Source organism: Acinetobacter sp. ANC 4204 (genome assembly GCF_002135205.1).
Lineage (GTDB): Bacteria > Pseudomonadota > Gammaproteobacteria > Pseudomonadales > Moraxellaceae > Acinetobacter.
Genome location: NZ_NEFZ01000003.1, coordinates 86,630 through 102,789 on the forward strand (window position 1 = coordinate 86,630; position 16,160 = coordinate 102,789).

12 protein-coding genes are annotated in these 16,160 nt (G+C 41.6%); 5 read left to right on the forward strand and 7 right to left on the reverse strand.

Features of this window, described 5'->3' with window-relative positions:
- Nucleotides 1-102: 102 nt before the first annotated feature.
- Entirely contained in the window at nt 103-2,004 is a 1,902-nt protein-coding gene (dxs, locus tag B9T36_RS07985) for a 1-deoxy-D-xylulose-5-phosphate synthase (protein WP_086208981.1), read from the reverse strand.
- A 305-nt stretch (nt 2,005-2,309) separates the two neighbouring features.
- Here dxs and ribA point away from each other — a divergent pair, with 305 nt between their 5' ends.
- Nucleotides 2,310-2,912, forward strand: coding sequence for a GTP cyclohydrolase II (gene ribA / locus B9T36_RS07990; RefSeq protein WP_086208982.1), 603 nt, complete (start codon nt 2,310-2,312; stop codon nt 2,910-2,912).
- A 61-nt stretch (nt 2,913-2,973) separates the two neighbouring features.
- Here ribA and hemN read toward each other — a convergent pair whose 3' ends face one another.
- A complete protein-coding gene (gene hemN / locus B9T36_RS07995) occupies nt 2,974-4,338 on the reverse strand; it encodes an oxygen-independent coproporphyrinogen III oxidase (protein ID WP_086209186.1) in 1,365 nt (454 codons plus the stop codon).
- A 267-nt stretch (nt 4,339-4,605) separates the two neighbouring features.
- Between hemN and hemF the strand changes: the two genes are divergently transcribed.
- The 3 genes from hemF to aroE all read left to right on the forward strand — a co-directional run bounded on the left by hemF (nt 4,606) and on the right by aroE (nt 6,920).
- Nucleotides 4,606-5,547: an oxygen-dependent coproporphyrinogen oxidase gene (gene hemF / locus B9T36_RS08000; RefSeq protein ID WP_086208983.1), complete on the forward strand. Its 942-nt coding sequence runs from the start codon at nt 4,606-4,608 to the stop codon at nt 5,545-5,547.
- 286 nt (nt 5,548-5,833) lie between these two features.
- Nucleotides 5,834-6,040, forward strand: coding sequence for a hypothetical protein (locus B9T36_RS08005; protein ID WP_086208984.1), 207 nt, complete (start codon nt 5,834-5,836; stop codon nt 6,038-6,040).
- Between the two features lie 91 nt (nt 6,041-6,131).
- Entirely contained in the window at nt 6,132-6,920 is a 789-nt protein-coding gene (gene aroE / locus B9T36_RS08010; RefSeq protein ID WP_086208985.1) for a shikimate dehydrogenase, read from the forward strand.
- A 42-nt stretch (nt 6,921-6,962) separates the two neighbouring features.
- Here the strand turns inward: aroE and B9T36_RS08015 are convergent, their stop codons facing one another.
- Nucleotides 6,963-9,392 carry a hypothetical protein gene (locus B9T36_RS08015; RefSeq protein WP_086208986.1) on the reverse strand — a complete coding sequence of 810 codons (2,430 nt, stop codon included), beginning with the start codon at nt 9,390-9,392 and terminating at the stop codon, nt 6,963-6,965.
- Between the two features lie 231 nt (nt 9,393-9,623).
- On the opposite strand from B9T36_RS08015, the gene B9T36_RS08020 reads away from it, so the two are divergent.
- Nucleotides 9,624-11,447: an acyl-CoA dehydrogenase C-terminal domain-containing protein gene (locus B9T36_RS08020; protein WP_086208987.1), complete on the forward strand. Its 1,824-nt coding sequence runs from the start codon at nt 9,624-9,626 to the stop codon at nt 11,445-11,447.
- Nucleotides 11,448-11,569: 122 nt separating this feature from the next.
- Here the strand turns inward: B9T36_RS08020 and B9T36_RS08025 are convergent, their stop codons facing one another.
- The 4 genes from B9T36_RS08025 to hchA all read right to left on the reverse strand — a co-directional run bounded on the left by B9T36_RS08025 (nt 11,570) and on the right by hchA (nt 15,867).
- Nucleotides 11,570-12,172 carry a hypothetical protein gene (locus B9T36_RS08025; RefSeq protein WP_086208988.1) on the reverse strand — a complete coding sequence of 201 codons (603 nt, stop codon included), beginning with the start codon at nt 12,170-12,172 and terminating at the stop codon, nt 11,570-11,572.
- Between the two features lie 85 nt (nt 12,173-12,257).
- Nucleotides 12,258-13,439, reverse strand: coding sequence for a CsgG/HfaB family protein (locus tag B9T36_RS08030; protein WP_086208989.1), 1,182 nt, complete (start codon nt 13,437-13,439; stop codon nt 12,258-12,260).
- Nucleotides 13,433-13,810 carry a hypothetical protein gene (locus B9T36_RS08035; protein WP_086208990.1) on the reverse strand — a complete coding sequence of 126 codons (378 nt, stop codon included), beginning with the start codon at nt 13,808-13,810 and terminating at the stop codon, nt 13,433-13,435. The genes B9T36_RS08030 and B9T36_RS08035 overlap by 7 nt, the downstream gene beginning before the upstream one ends.
- A 1,187-nt stretch (nt 13,811-14,997) precedes the next feature.
- Complete coding sequence (gene hchA / locus B9T36_RS08040) at nt 14,998-15,867, reverse strand: glyoxalase III HchA (RefSeq protein ID WP_086208991.1); 870 nt, start codon at nt 15,865-15,867, stop codon at nt 14,998-15,000.
- Between the last annotated feature and the right edge of the window lie 293 nt (nt 15,868-16,160).

Sequence of the window (16,160 nt, forward strand, 5' to 3'; positions counted from 1 at the left end):
AATCTGAAGATATTGATAAAGAATAATGCATAAAAGCCCGCATATCTTAGCAAAGATCGGGGCTTTTAGGGAAAAAATGTTTCTAAAATTTAAAAACGGCGTTTACACCATATGTACAAGTTTTAACCATGCTTGGCGTACTGAACGTTCAATGCCTTCGGCATCTAGTCCAGCCTGATGCAACATTTGCACATGCGTGGCTTGATGCATGAAGGTATCTGCTAAACCAAGATTTAACATCGGTTTCACGATTTGAGCCTGTGCCAAATATTCATTCACTGCACTGCCCGCACCCGCCATCACCGCATGTTCTTCAACCGTGACAAATAAAGCCGTTGAGGGCGCTAAAGTCGTAATCATTTTTTCATCAAGCGGCTTCACAAAGCGCATATTTACCACACGCACTGCCAAATCTTGTCCAGCCAAAGCCTGTGCTGCTTCTACTGCGGCCTGAACACGACTACCAAAGGCAAGAATGCTAATAACGTCATCTTGGGCATCATTAAAACTCGCGACAATTTCAGCCTGACCAATTTCCATCGGGGTCATCTGTTGTTGAATCTCAACTCCGAGACCATTGCCACGCGGGTAACGCACTGCGGCAGGACCATTGTATAAATAAGCAGTATGCAACATTTGACGACATTCATTTTCGTCTTTTGGCGCCATAATCACCAAATTCGGTACGGTACGCATGAAAGCATAGTCATAGGCCCCAGCATGAGTCGGTCCATCTTCACCCACTAAGCCTGCACGGTCGATACCAAAGGTAACATCTAGGTTCTGTAGGGCCACATCATGAATCAATTGATCATAGCCACGTTGCAAGAAAGTCGAGTAGATTGCAACCACAGGTTTTAAGCCTTCACACGCCATGCCCGCCGCCAAAGTCACCGCATGCTGTTCTGCAATCGCGACATCAAAAAAGCGCTGTGGGTACTGTTTGGCAAAACCCACCATACCTGAGCCTTCACACATGGCAGGGGTGATCGCTAACAAACGCTCATCTTGTGCGGCTTCATCGCATAACCATTGACCAAAGACATCTGAGTACTTCGGTGCAGTATTGCTAGATGCTGTAGCATTTATTTTTGTAATTGCGTGATATTTAATTTGGTCAGCTTCAGCTGGGGCAAAGCCTTTGCCTTTTTTGGTATAGACATGAATTAAACGTGGCCCTTTACGTTTTTTCAATGCGGTAAAGACTTGTGTCAACTGCTCGACATCGTGCCCATCGAAAGGCCCAAAGTAATCAAAACCAATCGCTTTAAAAACGTTGTCGGCCGCATCTGTGGCTGCACTATGTAAGCGCGAGTTATAAGTCCATTCAGGATGTGGCTGCACATAGGCTTCGCCATCATCTGAAATATTAATGGACTGTCCACTTTCCCAAATTGAAGCCAGATGTTTTGCAAAACCACCAGTACTACATGAAATCGACATATCGTTGTCATTCAGTACCACCATCAGGTCCGCATCATGCGCAACTGCATCGTTCATGGCTTCAAAGGCCATACCTGCAGTCATCGCCCCATCGCCAATGATTGCGACCACTTCACAAGGATTGTTTTGATAACGACGTGCCAGTGCCATCCCCAAACCTGCTGAAATCGCAGTCGAAGAATGTCCAACACCAAAAGTATCAAATACCGATTCATCACGTGCAGGAAAGGCAGCTAAACCATCTTTGGCACGAATCGTAGTCAACTGTTCACGACGCCCAGTCAAAGCTTTATGCGGATAGGCTTGATGACCGACATCCCAAATTAAGCGGTCATTTGGTGTGTTAAAACAATAATGCAATGCCACGGTGAGCTCGACCACCCCAAGGTTTGCACCAAAGTGTCCCCCACTTTGTCCTGCGGCATACAGAATAAATTGACGTAGCTCGTCTGCCACTTGTGCTAATTGACTTTGCTCAAGCAAGCGAAGTTGTTGAGGATGATCAATCGTATCCAACAACGGTGTTACAGGGCGATGAGCTGGTATTTCTGTATACAACATAATATGGCAAAGCCTTCTAAAGCCAGGCAAATCTAGCTAGGTCAAATGGGTAATTCGATCATATCGTCGAATGCTATCACCTTCAATCAGCCATATTTCTAGCGATGCAGTTTTGAGCAGTGCTCTCACTGGGTGTTCGTTTAGTGGATGTGATTATCCTGAATAATCTTACTATTTATCAACTATTATCGTTCGCTTTATACAAAAAAGAAAATCTTCTGCATAAATTCATGGATGCAATTCTACCAATGTCGATGCATTACGCTATACTTTAGCCAATTTCTGAACTATTTACAGGTTTAGCTGTGCCGATTGAATTTGTTGCTACATCCCGTTTACCGACTGCTTTTGGTGAGTTTAACATCACCGTATTTCAAGATCCTAAGACCGGTGAAGAACATGTTGCACTCTCAAAAGGTCTCGATCAGCCGATCACAGAACCCGTTTTAGTCCGTGTTCATTCAGAATGTCTCACAGGCGATGCCTTTGCGTCTTTAAAGTGTGACTGTGGCCCACAATTGCAAGCCACGCAAAAACTGATTAATGAAGCTGGACAAGGGGTGATTCTGTATTTGCGTCAAGAAGGTCGTGGCATTGGTCTCACCAATAAAATTCGTGCTTATGCGCTACAAGACCAAGGGCATGACACCGTTGATGCCAACTTGATGCTCAACTTACCTGCCGATGCGCGTCGTTATGACATGGTCAGCATTATGTTGAACCATCTGAAGATTCAACAGGTGCGCTTGATTACCAATAATCCACTGAAGATTGCAGCACTGCAAGAGCAAGGGATCAATGTGGTGGATCGTGTACCATTGACGGTTGGTTTAAATCCCTTCAATGAAGAATATTTAAAGACCAAACATGAGCGCATGGCGCACTTGTACAAGAAAGATGATTTTTAAATTTTAACAACATGCTCTAAGCCTGCTTTTTTGAAGGGCGGCTTAGAGCACTCCAATCATATTAGATGGTCATGGAGAAAATACGACTCTCGGGTCGGCGGCGTTTTAAATGCAAATCAAACGCCATACAAATATTGCGTACAAAGGCTTTGCCTTGCTCAGTCACCCGTATACTTTGTGGCTTAATCTCTAATAAACCATCGTCCTGCATTTCTTCCAGTTGTCCCAAGACCTCAACCAATTCTGGAAATTGCATCTCTGGTTCTGTCCACGACGTTTGAAAGCCACACATCAAATTTAAAATGTGACGACGAATCATCAAATCTTCGGCACTTAAAATATGCCCACGATAGACAGGAATTTCATTGTTTTCGAGTCGCGCATAATAATCTTCGAGTTTTTTTTCATTTTGCGCAAAGCTATACCAACTGTCGCTGATCGAAGAAATACCTAAACCAATCATCACTTGGGTTTTCGAAGCGGTGTAGCCCATAAAATTGCGATGCAAAGTGCCTGCCTGAAATGATTGGTACATCGCATCACTTTCTAAGGCAAAGTGATCCATGCCAATTTCATGATATCCCTGTGCCAGTAATTTATTCTTTCCTTCTTCATAGCACTGGCGTTTTATTTCATCTTTCGGCACATCATGGTCTTTAAAACCACGCTGTCCATTGCCCTTAATCCAAGGCACATGCGCATAACTATAAAATGCCAAACGGTCTGGGCGTAAACGATTGGTTTGATTAATGGTATTGAGGACATCATCTAGGTTCTGAAAAGGTAAACCAAAGACCAAATCATGTGAAATTGAGCTATAGCCTATTTCACGTGCCCACTGCGTCACTTGCTCGACATGTTCAAAAGGCTGTATCCGATGAATGGCTTTTTGAACCGTTTCATTATAATCCTGCACCCCATAACTGACACGGCGAAAGCCTAGGTCATACAAGGCTTGTAAATGCGCCCGTGTGGTATTGTTGGGATGCCCTTCAAAGCTAAACTCATACTGTTCAGCAATCTCTGCCTGCGCAAGGATACCTTCAATCAATTGAGTTAAATGCATTGGCGAAAAGAAAGTTGGCGTTCCGCCCCCCAAATGAATTTCTTTAATGCGGGGTTTTTCTTCAAGCAAGTCACAATACAGTGACCATTCCTTTAAAACCGCCCGAATATAGGGCTGCTCCATCTCATGCTTTTTAGTCACACGTTTGTGGCAGCCACAAAAAGTACAGAGGCTTTCGCAAAAAGGCAGATGAATATACAGACTGATGCCTTCAGTCGAATTCGATTCAGCAAACGATGTTTTCAGCGTCTGTTTCCATTGCTCTAAGGAGAACTGCGCCTCTTCCCAATATGGCACCGTTGGATAACTGGTATAACGTGGACCAGGAACATTGTATTTTTGAATCAATGAATCGCGCATATTTACCATCAGTTCTTCCGCATTCAGAAGATGCAGCCCATTCTGCATCATCAAACTCGGGTCTGTATTTGGGTTATTCTGCTGAGCTTGGAATCAGAATTCAACCTAGCGAATTAGTCAGATTATTTTTCACATGGCAGCATTTCATTTTTAAATTACTTCGAGACGACTCAACCTGCTGTAAGCCTCTCAGGAAAATATTCTTAATCTTTTTGCTATTTTATGTTTTGATGTAGGCAGTTTTCATCTCTTCCCTTGAGGCTTTTCATGCAGCACCCAACGTCTGCGGATATCCAACGCGTTCGCGAATTTCTCCTCGATTTACAAGCACGTATTTGCTCTGCACTTGAACAACAAGAGTGTGCTGGCGGTGGAACAGCGCAATTTGAAATAGATGACTGGGAACGTCCTGAAGGCGGTGGGGGGCGTTCACGCGTTTTACAAAATGGCACAGTGATTGAAAAAGGCGGGGTGATGTTCTCACACATCAACATTTCTAAACTCCCCGCTTCAGCGACTGAACGCCATCCGCAAATTGCAGGTGCCAAAGCACAAGCCATGGGTGTGTCCTTGGTGATCCATCCGAAAAACCCGAATGTCCCGACTTCACATGCCAATGTGCGCTTATTCGTGGCTGAAAAAGAAGGGCAAGACCCCATTTGGTGGTTTGGGGGTGGTTTTGACCTCACCCCATTTTATCCCAACGATGAAGATGTACTGTCATGGCATCAGACGGCGCATGACTTATGTGCTCCCTTTGGCGCTGAAGTCTATGCCGAACATAAACAATGGTGCGATGACTATTTTTACTTAAAACATCGTGATGAACAGCGCGGTGTCGGCGGACTGTTCTTTGACGATCTTAATCAATGGGACTTTGAAACCTGTTTCCAATATATTCAAGCTGTGGGCAATGGCTATCTGAATGCCATTCTTCCAATCTTCCAGCGCAACCAAGACAAGCCATATAGCGAAGCACAACGCGACTTTCAAATCTATCGTCGCGGTCGTTATGTCGAATATAATCTGGTCTATGACCGTGGTACGCTTTTTGGTCTACAAACAGGGGGACGGATTGAGTCGATTTTAGTGAGCTTGCCGAATTTGGCGGGTTGGTCATATCGACCTGAATGGGAGCTTGATTCCGCTGAGAAAAAACTCACCGATTATTACCTCAAACCCCAAGATTGGCTCAACCTGCTCAAATAGACACACAGGCTTACAATTCTATACCCTCTACGCATGCCCTTTTCACTAGATTAGGGCAGCTTATACATTAAATTTTATATATTTCCCGATCAATTCCCCGTAGAATGACCACTACACAAAGCGTCATTTCTTTGCATTTATTAAAGCATTGTCACAGGTTTAAAACAGCAATTGGGTTCTTTTGAGTTCGCAAAAACCGTAAGCTAAATTAAGTCATTTTCAATGTATTCATTTTAATGACATCAACATTTAGTATCCTCCTTTGCTGTTCTCTGAGGTCCCAAACATGTTCGCAAAAAGAGTTAGCTCGACCACCATGGTTCTTTTCTGCTTTGCTATAGTGTTGCTAAGCTCGATCAGTACCACTATTTTTTCTGAAAGTGCATTCAATGATAATGCTTCCATCAGCATCACCGTATTTGCAGGTATCGGCTTAACCCTGACTGCGGCAAAGCTATTGTTTGATACGATTCACAACATCTGTAATCCATAAGCCCTTCTGCTTCAGAAAAAATAGTCTAACGCTTTAGCCTGAGTCTAATTTGCCGTATATTGAACGGCATTTCTCACATGGACTTGGTGCGATGAGCAAACAATTCGCTGTCATTGGCAACCCGATTGAGCAGTCTCGCTCACCTGAACTGCATCATGCGTTTGCACAAAAAATGGGGCTCGACCTCAACTATAGTAAACGTCTTGCACCGCTCGATGGCTTCCTCGCCAACATCCAAGAATTTTTCGCCCACGGTGGCATAGGTCTAAACGTCACAGTTCCATTTAAAGAGCAAGCTTTTGCTGCCTGCGCAGTCCTCACTGAACGCGCCAAAATCGCAAAAGCAGTGAATACTTTATGGATGGTCGATGGTCAACTGCATGGAGACAACACCGATGGTCAAGGGCTAGTTGATGCTATTCATGCTTTGGACTGGAACTTAGACCAGACTGATGTGCTGATCATCGGTGCAGGTGGTGCAACTCGCGGCGTTATCTACCCACTGGTACAAGCAGGGGTAAAAAAAATTGTGATTGCCAATCGTACCCTTGCACGTGCAGAGCAACTGGTGAGTGACTTAAAAACAGCTGTCCCTCAAGCTGAACTCCAAGCTATCGGCTTAGATGCACTCGATGGTCAGTTTGATCTAGTGATTAACGCAACCTCCGCCAGCCTAAGTGGTGACGCCCTCGTTCTGCCCGAGACACTCCTGTTTCAACATGCCTATGAAATGGCCTATGGCAAACCTTCGACCTTTTTAGACCAAGCCAAAGCACGTGGCGTACTCACCTCAGAAGGCTATGGCATGCTTGTTGGTCAGGCGATTGAATCTTTTTCTATTTGGAATGGCGTCAAACCTAACCTGAAAGATTTTTTATAAAACTCAATAAAAAAGAACCTCCGCAGAGGTTCTTTTTTCACATTACTTCATCTGCTTTTGTACGGATTTATACGTCTCATAATAAGTCGACTCACTAAAGAAGTCATCATGTTCAAGCTTCAAACCTTGCAATGATTTTTCTGTCAATTGACCTTTTAAGTCATCGGCAAATGCTTTAGCAAAAATTTGTGCCGCCTGCGCTAAGTCTGCTTTTTGCTCTGGCTCAATCTCATAGCTATCGGTAAATTTTTCTTGATAGACATGTGCAAAGAGTGCCTGCTTGGTCTTGTATTTTTTAACCAAGTCTTTCCATTGCTGACTTTCTTGTGCTTCGTCTAAGGCATCTTCAACAATATTCGCGACACGTTCGCCCAATTCGTCAAAGTCTTGTTGGTGCTGTAGGACATGTTTTTGACGTAACTGATTCAAACGTTTCAGTGCTGAACCTTTCGGCTCTGCAATATCCATGAACTCATAGGCATACACTTCTGAAATTTCATTGATGGTCGCTGGGCTATAATAACGAATATATTCTGGACGTTGCGCAGCGAATACCAAGGCAAAGGTTGCTTGATATGCTTTTAACTCTGAATGATGACGTGCATAGCTTTGTTTGGAAACTTGCTGGTAATAATCAGAAATGTCTTTAGGTTGCTCTGCCGTATCTGACAATGTTGTCTCAACACTTTGAGATGCGCTAGCGTCTGCACCTAATGGTCCAAGCATGCCTTTCACTACGTTTTCCAGTAATGAACCTTTAGACACTTCCTCAATAGATTTGGCGTTTTTTAAAGCTTGACGGTCAATCGCTGTGGCATTGCCATAATTAAACACCTGATTGGTACTCTTAATTTGTAGCTTACCAATTTGCTCATCGCTGATTACAATGTTGTAATCCATATTTTGCGCACGGCCTTTTTGGTCGAGTGCAACATCCATCACAAATGGTGAACGCTCTGTTCCCAATTGTGCCATGATCGGTGTAATTTCAGCCTGATGTTTTTGCCAAAGTTGTTTAAAACCTTGCGCATCGACCAGTTGCTCAGTTTGATATGCCGTAAAGAGTGGTTTTAGCTCTTCCAAAACATTGATCGCGGCTTGACCAAAACTCTCTGTATCTACCGATTGAGTCACGGCTTTAGGCGCAAGCACATCAATATCTTGATAGTCCCGACATGCCGTCACTTTGCCGATAGGAATATTCTTAGTGTTGATGAGCGCATCACAAGCTTCTTCAGAGAGAGTATTAGATGATGCAGAAGCAGAGACTTCTTCTGTATCCTCTGTCTCATCCTCTGCATAGGCAACATCAGCAGCCGCATCTGTAACCGCATCACTGACAGCATCTACCGCGATGCCCTGCTCATCCCCATCTGTATGTGAACCTAAGTGATGTATTTGTTGATTCACTAAACTCGTGACACGCTCAAGTGAGGCATAAGCAGGGTCTTCAGTTGCTACACCTGCGGCAGCCATCTCCGCTTCTTTCGCTGCTTGCATCGCATCATCTGCTGCGCTTGGCGTTTTTTCAGCGTCTTGAATCAGACGCTCGGCATCAAAAGCTTGTATCTGCTGGGTATAGTGCAGTTTGTTGACGTATTCAAATAAGCCCAATTGTACTTGTGCTGTTTCTAAGTCGCCGATATAGCGAATTTTCTTACTCAATCCTGCATCTTTTTCTTGTTTACTCAAACCCACACTATGCACCTGATTTGGCTCTGCCAATGCATAAGGTAAGGCATTCATTTGCTTTAAATATTCTGCAAATTTCTTAAAATCAATATGGCCAAATGCATCTTTATGCTTGGAAAAGTCAATGTATGCAAAACGATCCTGACTTTCACGGTTCACCATGAATGGCATAAAGGCAAAATAGTTGGTGTAAAACTTATAGTCATTAAAATCAACCACCATCGGCAACTGCGCTTGCACTTGTAAGGTTGGCTTTTGATAACTCAACTGCAACGTCAGTGCAGCCAGTTTTTGACGAAAATGTACGGAACCGTTGTAACTAAACTGCAAATCATTGAGTAAATTCACCAATGATTCTGCAATTTGCGTGCGAGCTGAACGTGACTCACCCGTGCTATACAGTGATGCATACGGATTTTGTTCACGCGCAAGCGCATCATACAAGGCCTGCTTCTCTTTAGCTGTAAATGGAATCTTTTGATTTTTTAATAATTGATCTAATTGCTTTTTCAACTCTGGATCTAAGTTCGTTGCATTTGATTGAGCATTGGACTTGGAATTTGACTGAGCCCTAGGCTTTGACTCATTAAAATTAAAATCCGACTGAATCGAGAACTGCCCTTTAAAATCATAACTGGCATTTTCAAACATGGCATTTAGACCATGCGTGGCTTGTTGCCCCAACTGCTGATCTGAAGAGGCATTGGATTTAATGACATGCTGAGTACACCCACTGATACTCAAACCCAATAAACAAAGTGTTATATATTTTAAGCGCATAATACTTGCTGAAAACCTGAGTTAATTATAGTTTATTAAAAAAGTACATGATCAAAAGACCATCGAGTCAGTGTAACAGAACTGTCTTTTTAGATTGATGATTTTATCTACCAATTCGCCTTTCTGACATTTTTTTAGGTCTGATTTATCAATGTATTTTGATACGATGTATGAATAATGAAATGATCGTTTTAAATAATCCAATACTATTTCTAAATTAGGATTACACACATGCCTGCATATAAAGCTCCCTTACATGATATTCGCTTCTTAATGAATGAAGTGCTGGACTATCCTGCACATTATCAAACCCTATCGAATGGTGAAGCTGCCGACGCTGACACGGTAGATATGATCTTAGAAGGTGCAGCAGATTTTTGTGAAAATATTTTATCTCCTTTAAACCAATCGGGTGATGAAGAAGGTTGTACCTTCGACAATGGTGAAGTAAAAACACCAAAAGGCTTTAAAGACGCTTATGACCAGTTTGTCCAAGGTGGCTGGCAAGGTTTGTCTTTCCCTGAAGAATTTGGCGGTCAGAACCTGCCACAATCATTAAACCTGATTAAATCGGAAATGATGGGTACAGCAAACTGGTCTTTCCAAATGTACCCAGGTTTAAGCATCGGCTGTATGAACACCATTTTGCAGTTTGGTACAGACGAACAAAAAAATCTATATATGCCGAACTTAGTGGCTGGTACATGGTCAGGCACTATGTGTTTGACTGAACCACAGTGTGGTACCGACTTAGGTCAAGTCAAAACCAAAGCCGAACCGAATGCTGATGGCACGTATAACATCTCAGGCACTAAAATTTTCATCTCAGCAGGTGAACAAGATTTAACCGAAAACATCATTCACATCGTACTTGCGCGTCTTCCAGATGCACCTGCAGGCACCAAAGGAATTTCACTGTTCATTGTGCCTAAATTCTTGGTCAATGCAGACAGTAGCCTCGGTGAACGTAACCCTGTGACCTGTGGTTCAATTGAACATAAAATGGGTATTCGTGCTTCTGCAACAGCCGTTCTCAACTTTGACAATGCTGTCGGTTACTTGATTGGTGAACCAAACAAAGGTTTACATGCCATGTTCACTTTCATGAACACCGCACGTATCGGTACAGCAATTCAAGGCATTGCACATGCTGAGCTTTCTTTCCAAGGTGCACTTCCATATGCCAAAGAACGTATGTCAATGCGTGCACTTTCTGGCAAGAAAGACCCTGAAAAAGTCGCTGATGCCATCATTCACCATGCCGATGTTCGTCGTATGTTGTTGACTCAAAAAGCGATTGCTGAAGGTGGTCGTTCAATGATTTATTATGCAGCGCAAATTGCAGACAAAATGGCCGATGCCTTAGAGCGTGGCGACACTGCAGCATTTGAAGCACATGATGATCACTTAGGTTTCTATACTCCAATTTTAAAAGGCTTCTTAACTGAATTAGGCTTGGAAGCTGCAAACCACGGTATGCAAGTTTACGGTGGTCATGGCTACATTAAAGAATGGGGTATGGAGCAAATTGCACGTGATGCACGTATTGCGACACTGTATGAAGGTACAACAGGTGTTCAAGCACTTGACTTAATCGGTCGTAAAGTACTGCTGACCTCTAAAGGTAAAGTCATTCGTGACTACACCGCTGAAATCCTGAAATTCTGTGGTCAACATGCTCGCAACAAATACATGCGCCGTTTTGCTTGGGACTTAACTAAGCTTTGCGCACAATGGAATGCTTTAACTGTTCGTATTATGCTGGCAGCACGTAAAGACCGTGACATCGTGTCTTCTGCATCTGTAGACTTCTTGATGTTCTCTGGCTATGTGATGATGGCTTACTTCTGGGCTCAACAAGCAGCTGTAGCTTCTGCGAAATTGGCATCAGGTGAAGGCCAAGAAACAGCTGAATTTTATAAAGCTAAAATCAAAGTGGCTGACTTCTACTTTGAGCGTATGCTTCCACGTACCCAAGGTCATGCTGAAGCAATGGTCAATCCTTCAAAAACCATGACTTCCTTGGCAACTGAACACTTTAGCTTTGATTACTAAGCTTAAAATTGAAGATGTCATCTTGTAAATGCATTGCATAACATCAGATGACCTTCATCAAAATTAAAAAAATCCAACTATCTGATGATAGTTGGATTTTTTATTTAAGTCGTGGAATGAGCTTACTTTACAGTGACCGTAATACTGCCAGTATTTGCAGCACCAATCGCTGAGGTTTTGATACTTTCAACAGTGTTTTTGAAGCCTTTGGTATTGACTGAAGCATCAACAGAACCTGAATTAAAGGCTAAATTTGCAGCAGCGTAATTGCTCAATGTGCTATTCAGCTCTTGATAATATTCAGTATCCACACCTGCTGCCACAGAAGCTTCAACACCTGAGTCTAATTGTTGATAATGATGACCATCCATGTTTTTCCAAGCACTCATGGAGGCCTCCAGATCACCACTAAATGCACCAGAACTCACTTGATACACACTACCTTGTTCAAGGGTGATCTCACCCGTATTTACAGCACCAATTGCTGAGGTTTCAATTGTGCCCACGTCATTGATTCCACCCGCCGTATTCACCGTTGCGTCTATGCTATTGGTATTAATAGCTAAATTTAACGCACTTCCATTTTCAGCATTTTGAGCTAAAAGTGCTAGGGTGTCTTGCAAACCAGTATCCACCTGTACATGGTGTCCTCCTCCAGCCAATGCAGCACTTGATAAGAAAGCTACAGATACAGATAAGGCAATTGTTTTGATAGTCTTATTCATCGTTATTTCCTTATACACTCTAAAGTACTCCTCGCTAAGTACTTCTTTTTTATATAATAGGAGCGAGCCTATCTTTTCAATTCAGTTAATCTCGATTCGTTGTTGACCAATAATTTTCAGTGACTGCTGGATTGATATCCCAAAGTAGTTGAGGAGCTTCCTCTGTTTTCACATCGTCTTTCTCTACAGACTTAGACGGCATAGCTTTTTTCTTGCTGATATATTTAATTAAATCCTGCTTGCTCATTTCTGGTTCTGCATCAGGATCCTGAATCAACTCAGACTCTCTTTGTTTCGGAGGACGTGTATCTTTACTGGGTGTATCCGTTAATTTATTTTTTTCATTGGGCGCTGCCCCCTTGTATGGTTGGGCATCCAATAGACTCTTATTGGGGTTTTCAATCGTGCTGTTTTGCTGACTTTCTTTATATTTATGCAGTGCAACCGAACTGCGCGTTAAATTGAGACTGCCAAATTCAGGGGGAATCGCCACTCTGCAACTCTCAAATGTACTCGGGGGAATGACCTGGCTTAACAGCTCAAAGGTTGCCAAATTCAGCATTTGGCGTAATGCAAAATTTGTTGCCTCACGCTCACCTTTGCCGACTTGAATATTCAGTAAAGTGTGTCCAGCAAATCGACCTGCATTCAGACCATAATCCTGTGAAACGATTTGCTTTTGCAGAGAGACGTTTGCAACCACTCGACTGCTACGGGTATCGGTAAGAGACAAGTCCAGACCAACCATTATTCGGGTTTGGCTATAGCTAGGCCCAACACCACCGACTTGCATGTCAAAACCCCCGCCAGGAATAAAATCCAAACTATTGATACTCCCTGTGACGTAATAATCTGAAGCGTGAATATTTCGAGGATCTCGAATCCCCCACTTTGCTTCACTTTCAATAATCCGCGGATCACGTCGGTTTAACAGGCTAACACCAGCTTGGAACAGGGCTGATTGCACCATATCCCCTGCGCCTTGGGTCACCATTTTTCCACTTCCGCCATTGGTGACCACGTCTTTCCCTGTCTGGTCTAAAATGGCCCCTACAGAAAAATTAACATCGGTGCGTAATTGTCCTTTTAAACAAGACAAAGCCATATCAAAAGGGGTAAAGATATCTGTAATTGGAGGACCTTGTACTAAAGTGACAGGCTGTTTATTAGATACTGCGAGTCCCGTACAACCTGTTAGCACTTGACTTAAGGCGACCAACACGCTCGCTGAAGATATTAATCTTCTATTGATTTGAAAACTCAGCATAATGAGACCCCCTGTTGGGTGCTCAAATTAGGGCATGCTGGATTATTTTGATTTGTGGTTGAATTCACTGCTGCTTCATTCACAGCATCACTAGAAATATCAACGCTGTTCTCAGAACCATTCACATTAACGTTACTGGTAGATGAATTTACGGTCCCAATTGAGCTGGTCGATGTGCTATAAATTGTGGTTTTTCCAAGACCTTCATAATAATCTGAGTCCATGAGCTCAATTAAATTCGCTTGGACTAAATTCTCTGTAGAACGTACTGTAGAAGCTTTCCAACGCGTACTCCATTCATCGGACGTTGCATAGGCATTATTCAAGCAAAATAAAAAACATAATCCTATATTAATTACTACTATTTTCATGAACTTAACCTTCCCTATTAACCCATATTATTTTCACACTCTCTGCTTCATAAAATTAAACTCAATACAAATTAAAACCCATTAAACCACATATAAAATTAAAATAACCCAAACAGAATAATAAAATAACAGACAGCCAAAAAAAACCAACCCATCCCATTGTTTTAATTTTTATTGACTGAAACTTGGTATGCTATTTAAAATGTAAATAAAAATTTCAAAATAAATTAAAAACATATTAATAAAAAATCAAAAACATAAATAAAAGAAGAAAACATATTATGTAAACATTATTTATAATTCTATATTTTTATCCAATTAAACGGTTTAAATTCAGTCATTAAATAAAATACTCAGCAGAATTTCTCGCATCTCTAGTATCCTACTCAGCTCACATTTTGCGCTAAAAAGCTAAAACTCAACTGCTGTATAGCCAAGAGCCATGTACTGCGCTTTTCCACTTGCACTCATTTGATCTTGCTATGAAGACGCATCATTGCTTGAATTCATGATCCATTTCCTTTACTCAGTAAAGAAAATAAAATTCTTATCGTCTTGATCATTGCTATCCAACCTAAAGCATTATTCAAAATAATAAATATAAAACACAAGAACAAATAAAAAAGCAAAAATAAATACTTAAATTAAAAACTTTTATATTAAAACACAGCCATAAAATAAACCATATAACCATTTATTTGCATTTTCTTTTACTTCATAAGCTTAAAAAATAAATATTAAAAAAATAAAACCATTAAAAATAAAATTCAGAATAAAAATTAAATTTAAAAAAATAAATTAGACTCATTTATAAAGCTATTTCAGGCTGAATTTAAACATTATTACGCTTTATATAAAATAGAATGCTTTGCCTTTCTTATGGTTTCCACACTAGATAAAAAGTGTGAACATACATGGTTTGATGTACTCAAACGATGTGATGATGACCTGTCTCTAGGTACGCTCCGTAGGTAGGTCTTAAAGCTGTTATCGAATGGCGTAAAATGAGATATTTTTTAGAGAGAAGGTTAAAGTGACAGACTATTTCTTCTTTGTAAGGCCGACAAAATCATGCACTCAGGCTAAATTGATCATAAAAGATGAGATCATTTGTAACAGGGTCGTGAATCAACCGATCTGTACAAAAAAGACTGCAACTGCAGTCTTTTTAATTGAATATTATTGATCTACTGAACTTCAGCTAAAAGTGCCTGAGCAGCCATTTTCCCCAAAGTATTAGAAGCCAAAGGACTGTCTCCCGTAATTAACTTACGATCTTGAATACACTGTCCTGACATCTCTTTATTGACGACATCTACACCCAATTGCTCAAGTCGTTCTGCCAACAACCAAGGTAACTCTCCTGGCATATAACCAATCTCTAAATTGGCTCCCTGATCAAGGGCATCCGGGAAGACACACATTTTATAGCCCTTGAAAAGGTAGTTTTCTGGCGCTTCCTTAACCGCAGCAGCCAATAAGCCTGCTGGTCCATGACACAAAGAAATAACGAATTTATCTTTGGCTACCGCCCACTTCAGTAAAGTTTTTAGGTCTTCACTTTCAGGCAGCCCAATTAAAGCCCCATGCCCACCGGGAATAAGAATAGCCAAATAAGGCGAGTCGTCACCTAAACTGCTTTTCAATACCTCTGCAAGTTTTAAAGGCTTCTTAAACTGAGCAAGATACTTCTTAAAAGTTGCTGGAACAACGGGGTCTTCGTGTGGCATTGCCCACATTTCCAATTTGACAGGATTACCCGATAAAGTGGCGATATCAATTTCAAAACCAGCACGGTCTAAATGATACATCGGTAGCAATGTTTCCACAGGATGATTCCCTGTAGAGAAGAACTTACCGTTCTTCATCAGTAAATAACGCTCATCACTGGCAACCATCAGGATTTTTTTATGCCCGATATAAGGATTGGGATAATCTGTGCCATCAAAGTCAGTTTTACTGGCGGTATACTGGGAAAGTGAATAAGGTGAAGGGAAAAAAGCATTGTCTTCAGCTAAATCAGGGGTTGGATTACGATCTTGATGTGTCTGGGCCATTCTATTTCTCCTTGTTATTACTTTTTCATTTTCGATTTTTCTCAGTCTCAAACCCTGTATTTCAGGTCATTTATTCAGCATAGCAAAGTTTACACAGGTCTCTGTTTTTAACATGTAAATATTCATTTTCATGGCAAGCATATAAAATTAAAGCAATAAAAAACCCCGACATCCTGTCGGGGTTTTTCGTATTAATTGCTGAGGCATGACTCCTGTCTTACCTTCGTCCCTGTGCTGATCTTTATTGTTATTCTATTGGAGCATCCTGCTCTCTATGGTTCTATAGTAGAAAA

Coding starts and splice junctions, on each gene's coding strand:
- aroE (WP_086208985.1), top strand. CDS start 6,132: ATGAGCAAACAATTCGCTGTCATTGGCAACCCGATTGAGCAGTCTCGC.
- B9T36_RS08030 (WP_086208989.1), bottom strand. CDS start 13,439: ATGCTGAGTTTTCAAATCAATAGAAGATTAATATCTTCAGCGAGCGTG.
- hemN (WP_086209186.1), bottom strand. CDS start 4,338: ATGCGCGATTCATTGATTCAAAAATACAATGTTCCTGGTCCACGTTAT.
- B9T36_RS08015 (WP_086208986.1), bottom strand. CDS start 9,392: ATGCGCTTAAAATATATAACACTTTGTTTATTGGGTTTGAGTATCAGT.
- hchA (WP_086208991.1), bottom strand. CDS start 15,867: ATGGCCCAGACACATCAAGATCGTAATCCAACCCCTGATTTAGCTGAA.
- dxs (WP_086208981.1), bottom strand. CDS start 2,004: ATGTTGTATACAGAAATACCAGCTCATCGCCCTGTAACACCGTTGTTG.
- B9T36_RS08020 (WP_086208987.1), top strand. CDS start 9,624: ATGCCTGCATATAAAGCTCCCTTACATGATATTCGCTTCTTAATGAAT.
- B9T36_RS08025 (WP_086208988.1), bottom strand. CDS start 12,172: ATGAATAAGACTATCAAAACAATTGCCTTATCTGTATCTGTAGCTTTC.
- B9T36_RS08035 (WP_086208990.1), bottom strand. CDS start 13,810: ATGAAAATAGTAGTAATTAATATAGGATTATGTTTTTTATTTTGCTTG.
- hemF (WP_086208983.1), top strand. CDS start 4,606: ATGCAGCACCCAACGTCTGCGGATATCCAACGCGTTCGCGAATTTCTC.
- B9T36_RS08005 (WP_086208984.1), top strand. CDS start 5,834: ATGTTCGCAAAAAGAGTTAGCTCGACCACCATGGTTCTTTTCTGCTTT.